General features: G+C 45.0%; 22 protein-coding genes, 2 pseudogenes and 1 other annotated feature. Of the genes and pseudogenes, 17 read left to right on the top strand and 7 right to left on the bottom strand.

Going from position 1 to position 20795, the window contains the following annotated elements; genetic code table 11:
• Nucleotides 1–76 precede the first annotated feature (76 nt).
• Complete coding sequence (gene rpmG, locus GYO_RS34110; protein WP_003325527.1) at nt 77–226, top strand: 50S ribosomal protein L33; 150 nt, start codon at nt 77–79, stop codon at nt 224–226.
• Nucleotides 227–267: 41 nt separating this feature from the next.
• On the opposite strand, the gene GYO_RS34105 is transcribed toward rpmG, so the two are convergent.
• Complete coding sequence (locus tag GYO_RS34105; RefSeq protein WP_014114307.1) at nt 268–1029, bottom strand: alpha/beta fold hydrolase; 762 nt, start codon at nt 1027–1029, stop codon at nt 268–270.
• A 110-nt stretch (nt 1030–1139) separates the two neighbouring features.
• Nucleotides 1140–2156 carry an NADPH dehydrogenase NamA gene (namA, locus tag GYO_RS34100; protein WP_014114306.1) on the bottom strand — a complete coding sequence of 339 codons (1017 nt, stop codon included), beginning with the start codon at nt 2154–2156 and terminating at the stop codon, nt 1140–1142.
• Nucleotides 2157–2327: 171 nt separating this feature from the next.
• On the opposite strand from namA, the gene GYO_RS34095 reads away from it, so the two are divergent.
• Entirely contained in the window at nt 2328–3962 is a 1635-nt protein-coding gene (locus GYO_RS34095; protein WP_014114305.1) for a M20/M25/M40 family metallo-hydrolase, read from the top strand.
• 49 nt (nt 3963–4011) lie between these two features.
• On the opposite strand, the gene proC is transcribed toward GYO_RS34095, so the two are convergent.
• On the bottom strand, nt 4012–4848 hold the full coding sequence (gene proC, locus GYO_RS34090; RefSeq protein ID WP_014114304.1) for a pyrroline-5-carboxylate reductase: 837 nt from the start codon (nt 4846–4848) through the stop codon (nt 4012–4014).
• A gap of 44 nt (nt 4849–4892) precedes the next feature.
• Nucleotides 4893–5096: a binding site (T-box leader), on the bottom strand.
• 154 nt (nt 5097–5250) lie between these two features.
• On the opposite strand from proC, the gene GYO_RS34085 reads away from it, so the two are divergent.
• The 5 genes from GYO_RS34085 (at nt 5251) to GYO_RS34065 (ending at nt 9842) form a co-directional block, all read left to right on the top strand.
• On the top strand, nt 5251–6210 hold the full coding sequence (locus GYO_RS34085; protein WP_014114303.1) for an MBL fold metallo-hydrolase: 960 nt from the start codon (nt 5251–5253) through the stop codon (nt 6208–6210).
• Nucleotides 6211–6215: 5 nt separating this feature from the next.
• Entirely contained in the window at nt 6216–6995 is a 780-nt protein-coding gene (locus tag GYO_RS34080; RefSeq protein WP_014114302.1) for an SDR family NAD(P)-dependent oxidoreductase, read from the top strand.
• A gap of 78 nt (nt 6996–7073) precedes the next feature.
• Nucleotides 7074–8420 (top strand): D-serine ammonia-lyase, encoded by a 1347-nt coding sequence (dsdA, locus tag GYO_RS34075; protein ID WP_014114301.1) that lies wholly within the window; start codon nt 7074–7076, stop codon nt 8418–8420.
• A gap of 71 nt (nt 8421–8491) precedes the next feature.
• Nucleotides 8492–9451, top strand: coding sequence for a type I pantothenate kinase (coaA, locus tag GYO_RS34070; protein WP_014114300.1), 960 nt, complete (start codon nt 8492–8494; stop codon nt 9449–9451).
• A gap of 4 nt (nt 9452–9455) precedes the next feature.
• A complete protein-coding gene (locus tag GYO_RS34065) occupies nt 9456–9842 on the top strand; it encodes a VOC family protein (RefSeq protein WP_014114299.1) in 387 nt (128 codons plus the stop codon).
• Here GYO_RS34065 and GYO_RS43975 read toward each other — a convergent pair.
• The 3 genes and pseudogenes from GYO_RS43975 to GYO_RS34045 form a co-directional block, all read right to left on the bottom strand.
• Nucleotides 9839–9997, bottom strand: a complete 159-nt coding sequence (locus GYO_RS43975) for a hypothetical protein (protein WP_014114298.1) — start codon at nt 9995–9997, stop codon at nt 9839–9841. The genes GYO_RS34065 and GYO_RS43975 overlap by 4 nt on opposite strands.
• A gap of 52 nt (nt 9998–10049) precedes the next feature.
• Nucleotides 10050–11282, bottom strand: coding sequence for an MDR family MFS transporter (locus GYO_RS34055; protein ID WP_014114297.1), 1233 nt, complete (start codon nt 11280–11282; stop codon nt 10050–10052).
• 527 nt (nt 11283–11809) lie between these two features.
• Nucleotides 11810–12015 (bottom strand): annotated as a pseudogene (locus tag GYO_RS34045) (YqzH family protein).
• Nucleotides 12016–12181: 166 nt separating this feature from the next.
• On the opposite strand from GYO_RS34045, the gene GYO_RS34040 reads away from it, so the two are divergent.
• The 10 genes and pseudogenes from GYO_RS34040 (at nt 12182) to ftsW (ending at nt 19796) form a co-directional block, all read left to right on the top strand.
• Nucleotides 12182–13420 (top strand): DNA polymerase IV, encoded by a 1239-nt coding sequence (locus tag GYO_RS34040; RefSeq protein ID WP_079287929.1) that lies wholly within the window; start codon nt 12182–12184, stop codon nt 13418–13420.
• Entirely contained in the window at nt 13417–13755 is a 339-nt protein-coding gene (locus tag GYO_RS34035; protein WP_014114291.1) for a YolD-like family protein, read from the top strand. Before GYO_RS34040 ends, GYO_RS34035 begins: the two co-directional genes overlap by 4 nt.
• Nucleotides 13756–13945: 190 nt before the next feature.
• Nucleotides 13946–14416, top strand: coding sequence for a GNAT family N-acetyltransferase (locus tag GYO_RS34030; protein WP_014114290.1), 471 nt, complete (start codon nt 13946–13948; stop codon nt 14414–14416).
• A gap of 9 nt (nt 14417–14425) precedes the next feature.
• Nucleotides 14426–14771, top strand: a pseudogene (locus GYO_RS34025) (antibiotic biosynthesis monooxygenase family protein).
• The gene (locus GYO_RS34020) at nt 14764–15795 is read left to right on the top strand and encodes a GNAT family N-acetyltransferase (RefSeq protein ID WP_014114288.1); all 1032 of its coding nucleotides are present in this window, start codon (nt 14764–14766) and stop codon (nt 15793–15795) included. Before GYO_RS34025 ends, GYO_RS34020 begins: the two are co-directional and overlap by 8 nt.
• Nucleotides 15792–16115 (top strand): iron-sulfur cluster biosynthesis family protein, encoded by a 324-nt coding sequence (locus GYO_RS34015; protein ID WP_003226552.1) that lies wholly within the window; start codon nt 15792–15794, stop codon nt 16113–16115. Before GYO_RS34020 ends, GYO_RS34015 begins: the two co-directional genes overlap by 4 nt.
• Nucleotides 16116–16128: 13 nt before the next feature.
• Nucleotides 16129–16368 (top strand): YqkC family protein, encoded by a 240-nt coding sequence (locus GYO_RS34010; RefSeq protein WP_003226554.1) that lies wholly within the window; start codon nt 16129–16131, stop codon nt 16366–16368.
• 468 nt (nt 16369–16836) lie between these two features.
• Complete coding sequence (locus GYO_RS34005) at nt 16837–17481, top strand: helix-turn-helix domain-containing protein (RefSeq protein ID WP_014114287.1); 645 nt, start codon at nt 16837–16839, stop codon at nt 17479–17481.
• 15 nt (nt 17482–17496) lie between these two features.
• Nucleotides 17497–18654: a rod shape-determining protein RodA gene (gene rodA, locus GYO_RS34000; protein ID WP_014114286.1), complete on the top strand. Its 1158-nt coding sequence runs from the start codon at nt 17497–17499 to the stop codon at nt 18652–18654.
• A complete protein-coding gene (gene ftsW, locus GYO_RS33995; protein WP_014114285.1) occupies nt 18651–19796 on the top strand; it encodes a putative lipid II flippase FtsW in 1146 nt (381 codons plus the stop codon). The genes rodA and ftsW overlap by 4 nt, the downstream gene beginning before the upstream one ends.
• A gap of 37 nt (nt 19797–19833) precedes the next feature.
• On the opposite strand, the gene GYO_RS33990 is transcribed toward ftsW, so the two are convergent.
• Nucleotides 19834–20751 (bottom strand): alpha/beta hydrolase, encoded by a 918-nt coding sequence (locus GYO_RS33990; protein ID WP_014114284.1) that lies wholly within the window; start codon nt 20749–20751, stop codon nt 19834–19836.
• Between the last annotated feature and the right edge of the window lie 44 nt (nt 20752–20795).

Here is a 20795-nt window from a genome sequence, read left to right as displayed (position 1 = left end):
AGAGCTCCTATTTGACAAATTGTAATTACGTTGTATAATAAAACGCAATCATTACGCTTTATAAGGAGATGCTAATATGAGAGTCAATGTTACTTTAGCCTGCACTGAAACGGGAGACAGAAATTACATCACAACAAAAAATAAACGCACCAACCCAGACCGTTTAGAGCTGAAAAAATATTCACCGCGTTTAAAGAAATATACCATTCATCGTGAAACAAAATAACAAAAAAGACCGGGCGTTTTACGGCCCGGTCTTTTTTTATGTTAATTGACTGCCTGATAAAGAGGAGCGGCCTGCTGGCACGCTGCGCACCACACGTCATAAATAGCCAAATGAACGATATGAGGTTCATCATGATGGATGTTGTGCGAGCTGTTTTTAGCTTGAATCCAGCTGCTTTGATTCGATAGAGACAAGATGCTGGTGTGCAGGTTTTGCCATTCCTGTTCAGCAGCGAATTTCTCAGTCCGTTCACCTGATGACAGTACAATGAGAGGCATGTTCCCTAAATGGACTTGCCGCTGTTTGAGTTCCTGCAGGCTTCTAGAAAACTCTGCATGTGTGCCCTCAAGCATTATCTTTTTTGTATATGCTTTGTGCATTTCTTCAGGAATAAAGGAGAAGCTTGTGCAATCTCCTAAAGCTGGATCAAGGAGGACCATGCCGATAATATCGCGCCTGTTTTTGCAGGCCCATAAACCGGTGATCACAGCCCCGTATGAGTGAGAAACAGCCAAATAAGGAGGTTTTACATCTGCTGCTTTAAGCAAACTCTCCAATTCTTTCACCTGTTGTTCAGCTGTTCGTTTAGCGCTGCTTTGTCCGCTTTTCCCTATCCCTGCCCGATCATATGTGAAAATGCCAAATTCATCATCAATGTCCGCCATTAATGGTTCCCACGTCTCAGAAGAAGTACCGTAGCCGGCCTCAAAGACAATCGTTACACCGCTTGATCCTCTCCGGTGTTGTGTATGAAACGCACATCCGTCAATTGTATATGTCTTTTCCATCCAAGCTGAGTTCATTGGAGTCATCTCCTCTAATTGGTTCTACTAGGGAGACGGAGAACCTTAGCTGATCGTTTCTCTAAAAAATAAAAAAAGAGATATCCGGTTGAGGATATCTCTTTTGGACATTACCAGCCTCTTTCGTATTGAACAGGGGCCGGAATCTCTGTATTAAGCTGTTTCGCAGCAGTTCTTGCAAAGAATGGATCTCGCAAAAGCTCTCTGCCGATAAAGATAAGGTCGGCACGTCCGTTTTGCAGAATTTCTTCAGCCATTGAACCGTCTGTAATCATGCCGACAGCACCAGTTGCCATGTCAGCCTGTTCACGGATTTTCTCAGCGAAGCTGACCTGATAGCCAGGGAATACGTTGATGTCTGCATGAACAAGGGCGCCTGAGCTGCAGTCAATTAAGTCAACACCCTGCTCCTTCATCCATTTTGCAAAACCGATGTGATCGGCGATGTCTAAGCCTTTGTCTGTATAGTCAGAAGCAGATACACGGACAAATAAAGGACCATCCCATACTTGTTTGACTTCATCAATGATTTCTCTTAAGAAACGATAGCGGTTTTCTGGTGAGCCGCCGTATTCATCTGTGCGGTGGTTGGAAAGCGGAGAAAGAAATTCGTGAATTAAGTATCCGTGCGCCGCATGAATTTCAATCACATCAAAGCCGGCTTCTTTTGCGCGGGCTGCCGCTTGTTTGAACTCCTGGATCGTTTCTTTTATTTTTTCTGCTGACATTTCTACAGGTGTTGCTGATTGTTCGTCAAACGCAATCGCCGATGGAGCGAAAATATCTCCTTCAAGCTCTGCTTTACGTCCGGCATGGGCAAGCTGAATGCCGATTCTTGAGCCTTGTTCTTTGACCTGCTCAGTCAGTTTGGAAAAGTCTTCGATATGCTCATCGCTCCAAATTCCTAAGTCTTGGTCTGTGATTCGTCCTTGAGGATTCACCGCTGATGCCTCCACAATAATCAGCCCGACCTGGCCGATTGCTCGAGATATGTAATGTGCCATGTGGAACGGCGTCAATTTCCCGTCCTTTTCATGAGAAGAATACATGCACATTGGCGACATGACGATGCGGTTTTTTAACGTCATATCCTTAATTGTAATAGGTGTGAATAATTTTCTGGCCATTTCTTTCGCCTCCCGTAAGGTTTTAGAGATTGATTATATCAAGTCATTTCTTTCCCGTCATATAAACTGCTCAAAAGATCCGTTTTTGTCAAACATTTCTGTATAATAGACAGAGAATCATTTTATTTTTCAGTTTAGAAGCGTTTTTATACATAGGAGGGGCGGAGATCGATGAATTGGCAGACGAAGGACGAATTGCTGACCCTTTTAACTTCTCTTGTACAATACGAAAGCATCACCGGTTCGAAGGGAGAGGCAGCACTTGCAGAATATCTTTATTTTATTTTGAAGGACAAGCCTTATTTTCAAAAACATCCTAATGATGTAACACTTCATCCGATGGACGACGGCAGATCCTTTCTAACGGCTCTAGTCAAAAAAAAGAATGTCAAAAAGACAGTGCTTTTGCTGAGTCATTTTGATGTCGTGGACATAGAGGATTACGGAGAATTCAAACATATGGCTTGTAAGCCTGCCGAGCTTTTGAGTTCCTTTTTAGAGAAAAAAGAGCTGCTTCCGGAGCGTGTGCGAAAAGATGCTGAGAGCGGCGACTGGCTGTTCGGAAGAGGGACGATGGATATGAAAGCGGGGCTTGCTGTTCATCTGTCAATGCTGGAGCGGGCAATGAACGGCCAATTTGAGGGCAATCTGCTGTTGATTACCGTTCCTGATGAGGAAGTGAATTCAAGAGGCATGATTGAAGCGGTTCCTGTACTGAAGGAAATGGAGAAAAAGCATGATATCACATTAACCGCTTGCCTGAATGCTGAACCGATGTTTGAAAAATTTCCCGGCGATCAGCAGCAATATTTTTATACAGGAAGCATTGGCAAGGTGCTTGCGGGATTTTTCTGTAAGGGGATTGAAACCCATGTCGGAGAGCCATTTTCAGGCATAAACGCAAATTTAATGGTATCTGAGATGAACCGCTTGCTTGAACTGAATGTGGATTATTGCGAAAAGGTTGATGGTGAAGTCACTCCGCCGCCGGTCAACTTAATGCAAAAGGACTTGAAAGAGGCGTATTCAGTTCAGACACCGCATACAGCTGTCACGTTATTTAATGTGCTGTCAATGAAACGGTCGGCCAGTGAGCTGCATCAGATGTTGCTTAAAACCGCAGAACAGGCGGCGGAGGAAATAACAGCGAACATTCGAAAGAAAACACAGGATTTTCAGCAATTTGAGTCTTTTCAGCCGATTGAACGCACCGTGACTGTTTTGACATTTGATGAGCTGGTCGCGCGTGCAAAAATGCGTGTTGGAAACTCGGAAACCGAGCGGGTTCTTAATTATGCTTTTGCCAACAGAGGCGATCTTGGGGACAGGGATTTTTCGACGAAAATTGTTTCAGAGCTTGCTTCACTTTGTAAGGAAGATGCGCCGCTTATTGTTCTTTTTTACAGCCCGCCGTTTTATCCGGCGGTTTCTTCAAAGGACGATCAATTGATCAGGAATACAGCTGATCAGCTTATGCATTATGCAGCTGACAGGTACGGCATAGCTCTACGGGAGGTCCAGTATTTCCCCGGACTTTCAGACTTAAGCTATCTACAGCTGGAAAAGCAGGAGGTTGATGCGTACACAAGCAATATGCCGCTCTTTAACAGAGGATATTCACTGCCAAGCGGCAAAGATCAGGCTTTATATGTACCGGTTTTCAATGTCGGTCCGGCTGGAAAAGACCCGCACAAATGGACGGAAAGACTGTATATGCCTTATTCCTTTGAAGTGCTTCCGGACTTGCTTTCATTTACGATCTCCGCGCTATTAAAACAATCAGAAACTGCCGGCCAGCTGTTTTAGGAAACACCAAAGACAGAAGGCACAGTACCTTCTGTCTTTTGGCTTATATCTATGAATGCTTCTCTAAGGCGGCACCGGCAAACTGCTCTTTGATCTCCGCACTGCGTTTAGCGGTTTCTTCAATACAGTGAATAATCGCTTCTTCAAAGCGGGAGTCCTGTAAAGCGCGAAGGCCTGCTTCAGTTGTGCCCCCTGGACTCGTAATTTCCTTGCGCAGCTGTACAGGCTGTTTGCCGCTTTGAAGGAGCATATCTGTTGCCCCTGCCATAGTCTGCAAAATGAGTGCTTTTGCCGTTTCCTTATCCAAACCTACTTTTTGCGCCGCTTTTTCCATTGCCTCGATATAACGGTACACGTAGGCCGGACCGCTGCCGGCGATCGCCGTGACAGCATCGAGATGCCGTTCCTCAACCAGTGTGGCATCACCGATTGTTTCCAATAAAGCTTTTGCGGCGGTGATATCATCCTGGCTTGCTTCAGCGCTTACAGAAAATCCGGTTGCTGATTTTCTAATGGCTGCTGAAGTATTAGGCATGACGCGAATGACCGCGAGCTTTCTGCCAAAATAGTGCTGAATGGTTTCGATGGTAATGCCTGCAAGCACTGAAATCACAAGCTGATCCTTGATATACGAACGGATGCTGTCAATGCTTTCCGCTGCGTCCTTCGGTTTAAAAGCGAGGATGATGATATCGGTGTGAGTGAAAAACTCATTTTTATCTCTGCATGGACACACGCCGTACGTCTCCTTTAATTCAATCAGACGCTCGTCATTTGAGCGGTTTGTGATATAGATATGTTCTGGTTTTGTGATGCCGCTTTGCAAAATGCCGTTGATCATTGCTTCTGCCATGGACCCAGCGCCGACAAATCCTATCTTTTTCATTGGTATCCTCCTTCTATCAGAACAACAAAAAACCTTTTCATCACGTAAAGGACGAAAAGGTTCGCGGTACCACCCTCATTAGCACAAATTGTGCTCAGCTCAAATCCCATAACGTGGGAAACGTTTAGGTTTTCCTAACCGCTCTGAGGGCAGGTTCTACAAACAAGCGGGCCGCAATACCTTTCAGCCAGGGGGTATCGCTCTCTTTGACCATTGCCTTGTATACTAATCCTCGTCATAGCGTTCCAATGGTTCTCGTTTTAGTTTGTTGTTCATTATGCAATGGCGGACAAGCTAATGTCAATAGCTTTTTCAAAAAGGGCCGTTCTCATTCAGCTATAATGACACAAGACCGAGAAAAAGCTAAAATATGAATAATGAATGAAGACAAGGAGCAAAAGGATGACAACTGCAGATGTAATTGCGATCCGCGTCCCGACACCATTTGCTGTCGGTGATGTTATCGTTTATCTAGTAAAAGGTGATGCGCTGACACTTATCGATGTGGGGCCGAATACAAAAGAGGCTGCTGCAGCCCTTCAAGAGCAGCTTGCTGCTGTAAACGTGAAAATGTCAGATATTGAGCAGGTTGTACTGACTCACCATCATGCTGATCATGTCGGCTTGCTTGATGTTTTTTCTGATGGAATTGAAGTGATTGGGCATCCGTTCAACGAACCTTATATCAGCCGAAATCAAGCTTATATGGATTGGCAAAAACGTTTTTTTCAAAAGCTGCTGCCTGAATTAGGCGTTCCATTTGATACTGGAAAGGCTGAAAAGCTGATTCGGTCAGCGTACGCATTTTCCTGTACGAGATCCCTGACGAAAACAGTCAGAGAAGGGATGAGGATTGATGGACTTGAGGGCTGGTCTGTTTTGGAGATGCCTGGACATGCTGAGTCGCATATCGTTCTTTTCCATGAAAAAAGCGGGAGAATGCTTGGCGGCGATCTTCTGCTGGCCAACAGCTCGTCTAATCCGATTATAGAAGCCCCGAAAGCGGGAGACATAAGGTCAAAGCCTTTAGTCGACTATCAGCGGTCTTTGCGAAGGCTGTCTGAACTTGAGCCAACAATCGTGTTTCCCGGCCACGGTGAAACGATTACCAGCGTACAGGCGCTGATTGAGAAGCGTTTTGACAAGCAGAGGAACAGGACGGAGGATGTGCGGCGCATGCTGGATGAAAAGCCGATGACCGCTTTTCAGGTCTGTCAGCAGCTTTTCCCTGCTGTGTATGAAAAGGAATTATTTTTAACGATGTCAGAAACGGCAGGGCATCTTGATGTGTTGGCTGCAGAAGAATCCATCACGTCATATTGGGAAGGAAAAACTGCATACTTTAGAACAATGAAGAGGTGAAATGGGTGAAACATATAGAGGGAAAGCGGATTTGGATAACTGGCGCTTCAGGAGGACTCGGTGAAAGAATCGCATATTTATGCGCAGCTGAAGGAGCCCATGTCCTGCTGTCGGCAAGACGTGAGGATCGTTTGATTGCAATAAAGAGGAAAATAACCGAGGAATGGAGCGGACAGTGTGAGATTTTTCCTCTGGATGTCGGCCGCCTAGAGGATATCGCCCGTGTCCGCGATCAGATCGGCTCGGTTGATGTACTGATCAACAATGCGGGCTTCGGTATATTTGAAACGGTTTTAGACTCGACACTAGATGACATGAAAGCGATGTTTGATGTGAATGTCTTCGGCTTGATCGCCTGTACAAAAGCAGTGCTTCCGCAAATGCTTGAGCAAAAAAAGGGCCATATCATCAATATCGCTTCTCAAGCGGGGAAAATTGCAACACCGAAGTCGAGCCTTTATTCCGCGACAAAACATGCCGTGCACGGCTACTCAAATGCTTTACGGATGGAGCTGGCGGGAACCGGCATTTATGTGACAACAGTCAATCCGGGACCGATTCAGACGGACTTTTTTTCCATTGCTGATAAAGGCGGGGACTATGTCAAAAATGTCGGCCGCTGGATGCTTGATCCTGATGACGTGGCAGCTCAAATTACAGCTGCTATTTTCACGAACAAACGGGAGATCAATCTTCCGCGTTTAATGAATGCTGGCACCAAGCTGTATCAGCTGTTTCCGGCTCTCGTTGAAAAGCTGGCAGGACGCGTGCTTATGAAAAAATAACGATGGAACTGCCTGTGGTGAGAAGCTTGTTGGCATGATCACAGGCAGTTTTTTGTAGAGGAAGGGAGAAATCATTGAATGTCAATCAATCAAGAAGCCCTTCATGTTCTGCTCAAAGATCCGTTTATTCAGAAACTGATTGATGCAGAGCCTGTATTCTGGGCAAATCCGGGCAAGAAAGAGGGTTCGTTATTCCATGCAGATGAGTGGGAAAGTGAGATAGCGGAGGCAGAAAAAAGGCTGCGGCGGTTTGCCCCTTACATTGCCAAGGTGTTTCCTGAGACGAAAGATGCCAAAGGAATGATCGAGTCTCCGCTTTTTGAAATGCAGCATATGAAGGAAAAGCTGGAAGCGGCATATCAGCAGCCATTTCCGGGAAGGTGGCTTTTAAAGTGCGACCATGAGCTTCCGATTTCAGGATCGATTAAAGCGCGGGGCGGGATTTATGAAGTATTAAAGCATGCTGAAAAGCTGGCGCTTCAAGAAGGAATGCTACAGGAATCCGATGATTACAGCATGTTACAGGAAGACCGATTTGCCGCGTTTTTCTCCCGCTATTCGATTGCTGTCGGTTCGACAGGAAATCTTGGATTAAGCATTGGCATCATCGGTGCAGCACTCGGATTTCGCGTGACAGTGCATATGTCCGCCGATGCTAAGCAGTGGAAAAAGGATCTCCTTCGCCAAAAGGGTGTCACTGTCATGGAGTATGAATCAGATTACAGTGAAGCGGTGAAAGAAGGGAGACAGCAGGCGGAACAAGATCCATTCTGTTATTTCATTGATGATGAACACTCCCGTCAGCTGTTTCTAGGATATGCTGTTGCCGCCAGCCGTTTAAAAACGCAGCTCGACTGTATGGAAATACAGCCAGGACCTGAAACGCCGCTGTTTGTGTACCTGCCGTGCGGTGTCGGCGGAGGGCCGGGCGGTGTGGCATTTGGGCTGAAGCTTTTATATGGAGACCATGTTCATGTGTTTTTCGGCGAACCGACTCATTCACCATGTATGCTGTTAGGGCTTTATTCCGGACTCCATGAGCAGATTTCTGTCCAGGATATCGGCCTGGATAATCGGACGGCTGCTGACGGGCTTGCCGTAGGGAGGCCGTCAGGGTTTGTCGGTAAGCTGATTGAACCGCTGCTGAGCGGCTGTTATACCGTAGAGGACGATACGCTTTATGCCTTGCTTCATATGCTGGCTGTCTCTGAAAGTAAATATTTAGAGCCCTCTGCTCTTGCCGGCATGTTTGGACCGATTCGGCTCTTTTCGACTGAAGAAGGAAGACGCTATAGTCAGAAACATAAGATGGAACATGCTGTACATGTCGTCTGGGGAACGGGAGGAAGCATGGTTCCAAAAGAAGAAATGGCTGCGTATAACCGAATTGGTGCAGATTTGCTGAAAAACGAAATGAAAAAATAAGCAGACAGTGAAAGGGTTTTCCGTTACAATCTTTGTAAGGGTTTTAACCTTCAGAGAGTCAGGTGTAAACAGTGAAAAATAAAGAGCTTAATTTACATACTTTATATACAAAACACAATCGTGAGTCTTGGTCTGGCTTTGGGGGACATTTGTCGATTGCTGTTTCTGAAGAAGAGGCAAAAGCCGTGGAAGGGCTGAATGATTATCTATCTGTTGAAGAAGTGGAAACGATTTATATTCCGCTTGTTCGCCTGCTTCATTTGCATGTTAAGTCTGCAGCCGAACGCAATAAGCATGTCAATGTTTTTTTAAAGCACCCTCATTCAGCCAAAATTCCGTTTATTATCGGCATCGCCGGCAGTGTGGCAGTCGGAAAAAGCACGACGGCGCGGATATTGCAGAAGCTGCTTTCGCGTTTGCCGGATCGCCCTAAAGTGAGCCTTATCACGACAGATGGTTTTTTATTTCCTACAGCCGAGCTGAAAAAGAAAAATATGATGTCACGAAAAGGGTTTCCTGAAAGCTATGACGTAAAGGCGCTGCTCGAATTTTTGAATGACTTAAAATCAGGAAAAGACAGCGTAAAGGCCCCGGTGTATTCCCATCTCACCTATGACCGCGAGGAAGGTGTGTTCGAGGTTGTAGAACAGGCCGATATTGTGATTATTGAAGGCATTAATGTTCTTCAGTCGCCCACCCTGGAGGATGACCGGAAAAATCCGCGTATTTTTGTTTCCGATTTCTTTGATTTTTCGATTTATGTGGATGCGGACGAAAGCCGGATTTTCACTTGGTATTTAGAGCGTTTTCGTCTGCTTCGGGAAACAGCTTTTCAAAATCCCGATTCTTATTTTCATAAATTTAAAGACTTGTCTGATCAGGAGGCTGACGAAATGGCAGCATCGATTTGGGAGAGTGTCAACCGGCCGAATTTATATGAAAATATTTTGCCGACTAAATTCAGGTCAGATCTCATTTTGCGTAAGGGAGACGGGCATAAGGTTGAAGAAGTGCTGGTAAGGCGGGTATAATATCGTGCATCATATCGAACTGTATGTTTCTGATTTGGAAGCGTCTCGACGATTTTGGGGATGGTTCTTAAAAGAACTTGGCTATAAAGAGTATCAAAAATGGAGCTCAGGCATCAGTTGGAAGAAAGATTGTTTTTACCTTGTGATTGTGCAGGCGAAAGAGCAGTTTCTAGAGCCGGAATACCACAGATGCCGTGTTGGGCTGAACCATCTCGCATTTCATGCTGAATCCAAGCTTCAAGTCGACCTGATGACCGAAAAATTGATGGCAAAAGGCTATCGTGTGTTGTACCGAGATCGGCATCCTTTTGCCGGAGGAGACGGGCATTATGCAGTCTATTGTGAGGATCCGGACCGGATTAAGGTAGAGCTCGTTGCTCCAAGCGGTTAATCGTGATCTTCGGATAGGCTGTTAAGCTTTTTCTCAATGCGGTCCAGCTGCGCTTTTCGGTTCTTCGCATACTTGAAGCTTGTAACAGCTGTAAAGATGACAGCAGCAAACATAATAAATACGAAAAGCTGAAACATCATATCGCCTATATTCATGTTCATCACCTCATTGTTGCGGGAGAGATTGATTCTCTCCCGTTTTTTTTATTTAAAGCGGCTTTTCCAGTCTGGTTTGGTGTTTTGTGATGTCCATTTTCATCTGCCGATAGGCGAACGCTAAAAATGGCAGGCCGAGCAGGGTGATGCCGCTCAGAACAGAAAAAATAAAAATCGGCCGGCCAGCGCCAAATAGGTCTATACATATACCCCCGATCCAGGGGCCGATGACGTTTCCGAGCTGTGAAAAACCGATTGCCCCGAAATAAGTGCCTTTTAATCCTGGTTTTGCAATCTGGTCTACAAACAAATCCATCATAGAGAATAAAAGCACTTCGCCGATTGTAAATGTGACCACAATCATCACAAGTGACGAAACACCGTGTGATATGGTAAAAATGGCCATGCTGATACTAACCATCACATTACCGAGCATCAGGGAGCAAAGCGGCGAAAAACGTTTTGCAAAATGGACGATGGGAAATTGCGTCGTCAACACAACGATTGCGTTTAATGTCAGCATCAACCCATACAGCTTCGTTCCATTGCCGATCAAGGGGTTCTGCGCCATATACTGCGGGAATGTGGAACTGAATTGTGAGTAGCCGAAGGTGCATAGCGTAATGCCGACCAAAGCAATTGTAAAAAGGTGATCCTTTTGCGTCACCATAAACGCTTCCCGCACGCTCATATTTCGGGGTTGGTCTGATGTTGACGATGATGCATGTTTTTTAAATTGGATGGCAAGCACGAGTCCGTATAGTCCGTAAATGACTGCAGGCACCAAAAAGGGTGCGGTCGATTGCGATGAGCCGAAATACAGGCCGAGCACCGGTCCGAAGACAACGCCGATATTAATAGCTGCATAGCGTAAATTAAAAACAAGCAGTCTCGTTTTTTCTTCTGTCATATCAGACAGCAAGGCCTTTGAAGCGGGCTCGAACAGTGATTTGCAAAGTCCGTTTAATGCGTTTACCACAAAAAATACCCAGAGATGAGATGCCGCCGCAAATCCTGCAAATACCAGCATCCAGCCGAAAATGGACACGAGCATCATGTTTTTTCTGCCGAATTTGTCTGAGATATATCCGCCGTAAAAGCTTGCAAGGATGCCGACTGATGAGCTTGCGGCGATGACCAGCCCTGCATAGGAAGCAGATGCGCCTTGGACGGCTGTTAAATAAATCGCTAAAAAAGGAATGCTCATCGATGTTGCCATTCTGCCGAAAATGGTTCCGATGATAATTGTCCAGCTGATGGGGTGGATATCTTTCCATTTCTTCATGAATCGTATTCTCTCCTGTATGTAAGAATCTTTTTCTATCATATATGAAAAAATTTCCTTCTCCAATGGGAAATTCAAAATATTTTGTTATTGACATTTACTACAAAACATGTCTGATTGTAGGATTGCAATATACCATGTGTGGAGGATACGGGGCTGACGGAGTTTACATCGTTGAAATTGAGGTTAAAGCATTCGGAAGGAAAATGACGATATGTCCGGCGCTTATGTGTGTGGTGAAAGCATAATATTAATTGATGCTGGAATGCCGGGCGTTTTAAAGCGATTCGGCAGAACATGGAAGCAAACGGAAGTCCGTTTGAAACATTACAGGCAGTGATTCAACCCATCAGGATGTGGATCAAGTTTCGGAAATGCTCAGTGATGCCGGACATGAGGTCAAAATTTACAATGAAAGCCGACATTAGCCGCAGAACAGCAGAAGGTGCCGTGTCTCTTCTGAATGATAACACGCTTGAGAATAGACAGTTTTGAGGGGCTGTACGTTTCTTTTTTATGGCCTGCGTTTAAGAGAACAGCCCTTGGTTTGTGACATAGTCATAAATGATATCTTCTATATGCGCATGCAGATCCTCATCGGGTTCTTCATCCCGTCTCTCTTCTAAGGCTGCTTCAGGCTTTGTTTTTCATATGGGCTTAACGGATCTATGGCAACATTTCTGCTGTATTGACGCAGTGCCTGTCCCATCATTTTTTCAACAAATTTCTCCATCATGACTCTCCTATCTTTGTGCTTCGCTTTTATTCTACTAAATGTTTTTCTTCTCTCAAACCCTTGGATCATATTTTCTGTCAGACAAGAATGATTTACCAGTATAAAACGAACATACTTTCGCATATAATAGAAAAACGAACATAAGTTCTTTTTAGAGGTGTGTATGATGAAAGAAAAAGTGATTTTTCTCGTTGACATGCAATCGTTTTATGCATCTGTAGAGAAAGCGGAAAATCCACATTTGAAAAATAGGCCCGTCATTGTTTCGGGTGACCCTGAAAAAAGGGGCGGAGTCGTATTGGCTGCCTGCCCGCTGGCGAAACAAAAAGGTGTGGCGAATGCTTCACGGCTGTGGGAGGCGCAGGAAAAGTGCCCTGAAGCTGTTGTGCTCCGGCCCCGTATGCAGCGGTATATTGATGTATCACTGCAAATTACGGCCATTTTAGAGGAGTATACAGACCTTGTAGAGCCGTATTCCATCGATGAACAGTTCATGGACATTACAGGCAGCCAGAAGCTGTTTGGGACGCCGGAAGAGATCGCAAACAGCATTCAGGGTAGAATCATGCGGGAGATCGGCATTTATGCGCGGGTCGGAATCGGTCCTAATAAAGCGCTAGCCAAAATCGCGTGCGACAATTTTGCCAAAAAGAATAAGAACGGTATTTTTACCTTAACGAAAGAAAATATGAAAACCGAAATGTGGCCGCTTCCGGTGGGCAGCATGTTTGGCGTTGGGAGCCGCATGAAGCATCATTTAAACCGGATGGGCATCAGCACGATCGGCGGGCTCGCGGCTTTTCCGCTCGATCTTTTAAAAAAGAAATGGGGCATTAACGGCCACGTGCTGTGGATGACGGCGAACGGGATCGACTATTCTCCTGTGTCAACTTCGTCTCTGGACGGACAAAAGGCGATTGGGCATGGAATGACTCTCCCGAAAGACTACGAACACTTTGATAAAGAAATCAAGATCGTACTGCTGGAACTGAGTGAAGAGGTGTGCAGGCGAAGCCGAAACGCTGGGGTAATGGGGCAGACGGTGTCAGTGAGCTGCCGGGGTGCTGATTTTGATTGGCCAACGGGCTTCAACCGGCAAGTGAAGCTGGCGGAGCCGACAAATTCTACCCAGGATGTATATGAGGCTGTCTGCCGGCTGTTTCTTACGTTTTGGGACGGGAAGCCTGTCCGCCGCCTCGGGGTCAATCTGTCTCAGCTCTCATCTGATGACATATGGCAGCTCAATTTATTTCAGGATTATGCAAAGAAAATGAGCCTTGGCTATGTGATGGATGGCATTAAAAACCGGTTCGGCGACACAGCCATCATCAGGGCGGCGTCACTGACAGCGGCAGGCCAGGCATTTGAACGTGCGGCTAAAATAGGAGGGCACTATAAATGAATGACCATTTAAAAAGAGGCAACCTGCTGTGGGAAGGGAGCAGGATGTTTCTGCCGGAACATAAACAAAGCCTGCTTGAGAGAAAGCGCCATAAACAGAAGCTGCAAAAGCCGATCCTTGATCCTGATAAGCTGGAGGAAATGAATCAAACGCTTTGCACCGCGATGGAGTTTGCTCAGAATGTCACTGTCAGCTGCTTTCAGGACGGTGAAATTGTCCGCTGCACCGGGAAAATCTGCCGTTATGAAGAGTTTGAAAAAACAGTATGGATAAAAGGAGACGAGGATCAGCTTTATAAGCTGAAACTTAATCAGGTGCTTGATATTGTGCTGTAACGTTTCTCCCTCCTGCATTGGGGGGAGAAATATGTGTAAAAATACCAAACATTGTTCCCTCGGCAATCTGGAAACGTATGATACAGGAAAGAAGGCATTTACAATTCCAGTCAGGCAAAATATAATTTTTATATTGTGAGAAAAAAAGAGCTGACATTCGTTTTGCCAGACGGAGGGAGATCAAATCGTAATGGATATTCGAACAATCACGTCTTCAGATTATGAAATGGTAACGTCTGTAATGAATGAATGGTGGGGCGGCAGACAGCTGAAAGAAAAATTGCCGAGACTATTTTTTGAGCATTTTCAGGACACAAGCTTTATTACATCTGAAGATAACAGCATGACCGGATTTTTAATCGGATTTCAATCGCAATCGGATCCTGAAACGGCATACATCCATTTTTCCGGTGTGCATCCGGATTTCAGAAAAATGCAAATTGGAAAACAATTATACGATGTCTTTATTGAAACGGTAAAACAAAGAGGCTGCACCCGGGTAAAGTGCGTCACTTCACCTGTGAATAAGGTATCAATCGCGTATCACACAAAATTGGGATTTGACATTGAAAAGGGCACCAAAACGGTAAATGGCATCTCAGTGTTTGCAAACTACGATGGCCCGGGCCAAGATAAGGTACTGTTTGTCAAAAACATATGAGGGGGAAATATGATGGATTTTTTATCAAAAACACCTGAGCCACCTTACTATGCAGTCATTTTTTCATCTGTCAAAAGCGAAAATGACACAGGATATGGAGAAACAGCGGAGCGGATGGTATCGCTTGCGGCGGATCAGCCGGGATTTTTAGGCGTCGAAAGCGTTCGTGAAGCGGATGGAAGGGGCATAACTGTTTCCTACTGGGACAGTATGGGCGCCATTAACCACTGGAAGCATCACACTGAACATCAAGCGGTAAAAGAAAAAGGAAAAAGCGTTTGGTACGAGTTGTATGCAGTCCGCATCGCAAAAGTCGAGAGGCAGCGGCTGTTTTCAGGAGAAGAGAAATGATTGAATTTCTTGAGCATAAGGGAGACATCACAGCGCGTGAGATTATTGCCGTGCAGCAGCCCGCGTACATAAAAGAAGCGGAGCTTATCGGTTTTGACGGTATTCCTGCCTTACAAGAAAAGGCGAAGGATATTCAAGCATCTCATGAACAGTTTGCGGGATATCGGAAAGACGGCAAACTAATCGGTGTCATTTCATATGAGATAAATATGCATCATCTCACCATTTGCAGGCTTGTAGTGCATCCCGACGGTTTCAGAAAAGGGATTGGACGAGCACTTCTGCAATTTGTCATCGATCAAAACGAAGACGCTGAGAAAATCGAAGTAGTCACAGCTGAGAAAAATACACCGGCTGTATCGCTCTATACACAGGCGGGATTTCAAAAGGCAGAAACCGTCAAAGCCGCGGAGGGTCTATTGCTGTCTGTCTTTCATTTGTATCCGGAACGAAAAGTTGAAGTCGTTCTCTACAATGAAAAATGGACGGAATGTTTCGATGAAGAAAAAGAACGGCTGAAGCTTGTGTTCGGACCGGAGATCATTGCTGTTCATCATATCGGAAGCACATCAATCCCAAACATGGCAGCAAAGCCAATCATTGATATATTAATTGAAGTCAGAAGCATTGAAGCGGTGAGCCAATATGATACACTAATGAAGGCTATCGGCTATACACCGAGAGGAGAAAACGGCATAGCTGGCAGACGTTATTTCCAAAAGGGTGGAAATAAACGCACTCATCATGTCCATATGTACGAAAAGGGAAACCCTGCTATTGAAAGGCACCTGTTATTCAGAGATTATCTCAGAGCTCATCCAGAAATAGCGGAAGAATATGCCGTTCTCAAAAAACAGCTGGCTGCCCAGCATCCGGACTGCATCAATCTATACATACAAGGGAAAGATGATTGGATCAAGACTGCAGAAGAACATGCAAAGCGATGGAAAGAAGGCAGAAACAATGCGAATGGAAGCGTTGTATGCTACAATTGCGAAAATGATGAAAACGGGGGTCTCACCTTATGAACATACATGTGACAGATGCAGCAAAACAGGCACTGCAGCAGGCGTTTGACGCCAACCCGGGAAAAAAAGCCCAGCTTCGTTACGATGCAGAAGGATGCGGCTGTGCGGTAAGCGGTGTACCGACAATCTGGCTGGCTGAAGAATTAACGGGACAGTGCGAGCAGCTGGAAACGAATGGCATCCCGCTGTATATCCAATCATCGCAAAAAGTGTTTTTTGACGATCAAATGACGATCGATTACAATGAAAAAGCCAAAACACTGGCGCTGAAAAGCCCAGCTGAAATGCTCAGCCCCAGAATGAGCATATTAGTAAAGTAGGGAGACACGAAACGTGGAACAAAAGCTGAAGGCAATGAAGAACACAGCACAAAATAAAACGTGGGTATCCTTCCTAAATCAAAACCATCCCTATACTTTGCTCCACTGGTCAATTGGAGGAGCAGAATCCGTCAAAAAAGATGTTTGGCTATTGCAGGATGAAATGACATTCGAAACGCAGGAGTTTACAACGATAGATCTTGCGATTGAATGGATCAGAGAAAATATGGATGGCATTACCGACGTTTTGTGAAATAAAAAAGCGAAAGAGCCCGAAGAGGCCTTTCGCTTTTTTATTATGGAAAGAAAACCCCGGGCTAGGTCTAAGGTTCCGAGTAGCTTCCAGCGTGGTGCTAGCGATGTTTGCTTAGCCAACCAAAATATCTGCCGTAGGAGTTGTGAAAGAAAAGTTGTCGAGATTATCGAAGTAACAGCGTGCAAAGCCACATCCATATGTTCATGGGCACTCTGCCAAAAGAAGAAAAATCATTGGAGTGTCGTAAAAAACTAAGAGGGTTTTGACGTTATAGAGGAAGGAGTGAGAGTTCTGGCTCGCTCTTTTTTTGTTTAATTGTCAACAACTTCATAGTGGGAAACACTAGGTGTTACGGGCTGTTATGGTTATTCGTTGACATTATGACAACGATTCTATATCATTATACCGTCTTAGTCTTTAGGCTGATAGATTGATAAGTTTTTAGTGTGAAAGGAGAACAGGATTGTGGAGGAACAAAAGAAAAATCAGCTAGGAGTGCTGCTGAAAGAGCATTTACGAAAAAGGTCTTTATCATTAAGAGAATTGAGCGAACGCACACAAATTGATAAAGCGACCATTTCGAGAATCATCAATGGCAAAAGAAAAGCAAACCTGAACCATTTACAAAGGTTTTCAGACAGTCTTGGCGTTTCTTTTGATGAGCTGATGACAGCTGCTGGCTATACAATGGAGAAGAGGCAGGATAACGACCGTCCGGATATTCACTCATCAATTAATGAAATTGAAGACGTTTTGCAAACCTCAAATGTCTATGACCGGTCTTTTACGATGGAAGAGCTGAAAAGCAAATTGACTGAGTACCAGCAATATTCTCAGACAGAGGAAGGGAAGCGTACGATTCAGGACGAGTTTGAACATAAAGTCGAGAAAGTCAGCGGCATCGGTCCTTTCCTGACCCGTTTGCAAGACATGTATTTCAGATTTACTACGGGTCGCGGGACGCCGCGTGAAATGCTGCTGATAGGCGGTGCTTTGCTGTATTTCATTGCTCCTGTTGATGTTATACCGGATTATATTTTTCCGATTGGCTATATCGATGACGCCGCAGCGATTCAACTCGTCTTCAACCAATTGTCACCTAAATCATAATGGAGCATGTTAAAGATGAAACAAAAACAAACCAACATTGACATCAGTCTTCTGCTCATTTTATTTAGTCTGTTTTGTATCAGTTTACTGGCTGTTTACAGCGGATCGGGGCAGTATGAAACACAGGACCCTTTTTATTTTGCCAAACGGCAGGTCATTTGGTATCTTGTCGGGTTTGGCATAATGGCAGGAACAGCTTATATCGATTACGAGCTGCTCGAACGATTGGCGCTCAGGTTATTTGTAGGAACTGTTTTTCTCCTCATTCTCGTTCATTTTTTTGGAACGTATAAAAATGGTTCACAAAGGTGGATAAGCTTCGGGGTGTTAGAAATCCAGCCTACAGAATTTATGAAGATTATTTTGATTCTTCTGTTGGCTTCGGTGCTCAATCAATATCAGCATAAAAGGTTCTCCTTCACAGAGAGTATCATTCCGACGTGTAAAATCATGGTGTACACAATGATTCCGTTTTTCTTCATATTGATTCAGCCTGATTTAGGCTCTGCATTGGTGATTTTGTCGATTGCATTCACGTTAATGCTGGTCTCGGGGATTTCGGGCAGAATGATCATGTCCCTGTCACTTGGATTCATAGCATTAATCGCCTTTTTGACGTTTTTGCATAATTATTACTTTGAGATGTTTTCAAAGATCATTAAACCTCATCAGCTTGACAGGATATACGGCTGGCTCAGCCCTCATGAACATGCATCTACATATGGATACCAGCTGACGCAGTCGTTAGTGGCGATAGGATCGGGTCAGCTGACAGGAAGCGGCTTTACCCATGGAGTCCAAGTTCAAGGAGGGAAAATTCCGGAGGCTCATACCGATTTTATATTCGCCGTGATTGGTGAAGAGTTCGGTTTTTTGGGCGCCGTAACATTAATCTGTCTGTATTTTCTGATGATCTACAGAATTATTAGGATTGCAATGCGATCCAACAGTCTGTTCGGTGTTTATATATCTGCGGGGGTTGCAGGTTTAATTATATTCCAAGTGTTTCAAAATATTGGGATGACAATCGGATTAATGCCGGTGACAGGGCTCGCTCTTCCGTTTATCAGCTATGGCGGCAGTGCGCTGTTGACCAATATGATTGCTTTAGGTCTCGTTTTCAGTGTGAATATCAGATCTAAGCAGTATATGTTCGGCAGGGGGTGGGATTGAAGGTGCTTAGGGTGATTCTTTCCCATCTAAAAAAGCTTGATTATGTTTTGATCGCATCGGTTCTGTTTTTATCTTCGCTTGGTTTGCTGATGGTTTACAGCGCCGGCTACCCCCTCGGATATATAAAGTACGGTAATGGCAGCTATTTTTTTGTGAAGCAGCTGCAATGGCTGCTCATCGGTTTGACCTTTTTTTCGGCTGCCGTCTTTTTCCCTTATAAAGCTTACGGCAAACTCATCCGGTTTTTAGTGAAGCTTTCTTTTTTGATGCTGATTCTCGTTTTGTTGCCGGGGATTGGGGTGGAGAAAAACAATTCTCAAAGGTGGATTCATTTCGGTTCGCTCATCGTACAGCCGTCTGAGGCCGTGAAGCTTGTGATGGTTATTTATTTTGCTTACGTGTATGCAAAAAAGCAGAGATACATCGCCAATTTCGGAAAGGGCGTCATGCCCCCGCTGCTCATTTTGGCGGCCGTGTTCTTTCTAATCTTAAAACAGCCGGACTTGGGCACCGCCGTTTCGATCCTATTAAGCTGCGGAGCTGTTCTGCTGTGCGCCGGCATCAGAAAACGGCATTTATTGCTTCTCGGGACAATGGCCGGGGCCGGCATCGCATATTTTGCTATGACGGCGCCGTACCGGTTAAGAAGGCTGACATCGTTCAGGGATCCTTTTCAGGATGAAAACGGAGACGGCTACCAGTTAATCAATTCCTACCTTGCCATCGATTCGGGCGGGTTCTGGGGAAATGGATTGGGGAACAGCGTTCAAAAGCTGGGATTTCTTCCTGAAGCCCATACGGACTTTATTATGGCGGTCATTACCGAGGAACTCGGCGGGGCCGGGCTCTTGATGATCATCGGGGCTTACCTGTTAATGATGTTCAGAGGCGTGCGGATCGCTGTGCAAATCAATGATCCGTTTGGAAAGCTGCTGGCGATCGGCCTTACCTTCCAGATCATGATTCAAGCGTTATTTAACCTTGGCGCTGTTTTAGGCCTTCTCCCCATTACCGGAATTCCTCTTCCGTTTGTCAGTTATGGCGGTTCTTCGTTAATGTTCATGCTGATTTCAGCCGGGATATTGGTCAACATCTCCTCACACGTTAAGCGGAGTAAAAAAAGTGAGCCCTATTTTTTATAGAAAGGCCTCATTTTTTGTTGAAAAAACTAGGTAGGGCCTAAGATTTGGGCATTTTTATTTTGTCTAAAAATTCCTGCACCGTTTTTCGGTATGTGTCCCGGTTTTTCGTATACGACATGGCGTGTTCACCGTTATCGGCAATATACAGTGCCTTCGGTCCGGGTTTCTTTTCATAAAGCCGCTCGGTTGAAGAAACGGGAATATAGTCATCATCCTTACTGTGAATAAAGAGGACCGGTTTTTTGATTTTTTCAATGACAGCAAGCGGAGATACTTCGCGTGCGCGATAGCCGCCCCTCAGCTTCAAAAAGAAGTCGGCGATGGGGAGCAGCGGCCAAGACGGGAGCCTGTATTCCGTTTTTAGCCGATAGGCAAGCTGTTCATCAAAACGTGCGAAGGGGCAATCGGCTATATAAAAATCAGCGCCATCATCACAGTGTTCACCAGCGTAAAGCAGGGCAGTCGCAGCTCCCATTGATTCACCGTGAACTCCAATCAATCCGCGATGGCCTGTTTTATTCTTGGCCCAGCTGACAACCTCGCTGAGATCATCCTTTTCATAAAACCCGTAGCTAGTCGTCTTTCCGCCGCTTTGTCCGTGTCGGCGATGGTCATAAACAATCACATTCCAGCCGAGATCAAGAAATAAATGCATATATTTAAGAGAATTTAGCACATTCATCGTCACCCCGTGGCAGATAATGATGGTGTTTGGTGTGTCATGTGGTGCGACATGGTAGCCTTTTATATCATACCCGTAAGCGGATGGTATCACAAAAGCGGTTTTCTTCATTCGTTCAAAGGAATCAAACACATCATGTCCGTCGTCTGTCTCTCTTTTGATAATGTCTTCATCTGTCTTTTTCTTGATAAAGAGAATGATATTTGAAAAAACAATTCCGATTGCGATAACAGCGGTTAAGAGAGCGCCAATGGCCAAAAGGATTTTCTTCAAAAGTCACAGCACCTTTCAACTAAATACAGGAAATTTATACTTGG

Origin of the sequence: Bacillus spizizenii TU-B-10 (assembly GCF_000227465.1) — a bacterium.
Taxonomy (GTDB): Bacteria; Bacillota; Bacilli; order Bacillales; family Bacillaceae; genus Bacillus; species Bacillus spizizenii.
Note: the sequence above shows the minus strand (reverse complement) of the source record. Positions and strands in the feature narration are given on the sequence as shown.

Excerpts from the sequence above, each read along its gene's own strand:
- namA (WP_014114306.1), bottom strand. The coding sequence starts at position 2,156 with ATGGCCAGAAAATTATTCACACCTATTACAATTAAGGATATGACGTTA.
- dsdA (WP_014114301.1), top strand. The coding sequence starts at position 7,074 with ATGTCAATCAATCAAGAAGCCCTTCATGTTCTGCTCAAAGATCCGTTT.
- GYO_RS43975 (WP_014114298.1), bottom strand. The coding sequence starts at position 9,997 with ATGAATATAGGCGATATGATGTTTCAGCTTTTCGTATTTATTATGTTT.
- GYO_RS34040 (WP_079287929.1), top strand. The coding sequence starts at position 12,182 with ATGATGAAAGAAAAAGTGATTTTTCTCGTTGACATGCAATCGTTTTAT.
- GYO_RS34030 (WP_014114290.1), top strand. The coding sequence starts at position 13,946 with ATGGATATTCGAACAATCACGTCTTCAGATTATGAAATGGTAACGTCT.
- GYO_RS34020 (WP_014114288.1), top strand. The coding sequence starts at position 14,764 with ATGATTGAATTTCTTGAGCATAAGGGAGACATCACAGCGCGTGAGATT.
- GYO_RS34095 (WP_014114305.1), top strand. The coding sequence starts at position 2,328 with ATGAATTGGCAGACGAAGGACGAATTGCTGACCCTTTTAACTTCTCTT.
- proC (WP_014114304.1), bottom strand. The coding sequence starts at position 4,848 with ATGAAAAAGATAGGATTTGTCGGCGCTGGGTCCATGGCAGAAGCAATG.
- GYO_RS34015 (WP_003226552.1), top strand. The coding sequence starts at position 15,792 with ATGAACATACATGTGACAGATGCAGCAAAACAGGCACTGCAGCAGGCG.
- GYO_RS34105 (WP_014114307.1), bottom strand. The coding sequence starts at position 1,029 with ATGAACTCAGCTTGGATGGAAAAGACATATACAATTGACGGATGTGCG.
- rpmG (WP_003325527.1), top strand. The coding sequence starts at position 77 with ATGAGAGTCAATGTTACTTTAGCCTGCACTGAAACGGGAGACAGAAAT.
- GYO_RS34035 (WP_014114291.1), top strand. The coding sequence starts at position 13,417 with ATGAATGACCATTTAAAAAGAGGCAACCTGCTGTGGGAAGGGAGCAGG.
- rodA (WP_014114286.1), top strand. The coding sequence starts at position 17,497 with ATGAAACAAAAACAAACCAACATTGACATCAGTCTTCTGCTCATTTTA.
- GYO_RS34085 (WP_014114303.1), top strand. The coding sequence starts at position 5,251 with ATGACAACTGCAGATGTAATTGCGATCCGCGTCCCGACACCATTTGCT.
- GYO_RS34055 (WP_014114297.1), bottom strand. The coding sequence starts at position 11,282 with ATGAAGAAATGGAAAGATATCCACCCCATCAGCTGGACAATTATCATC.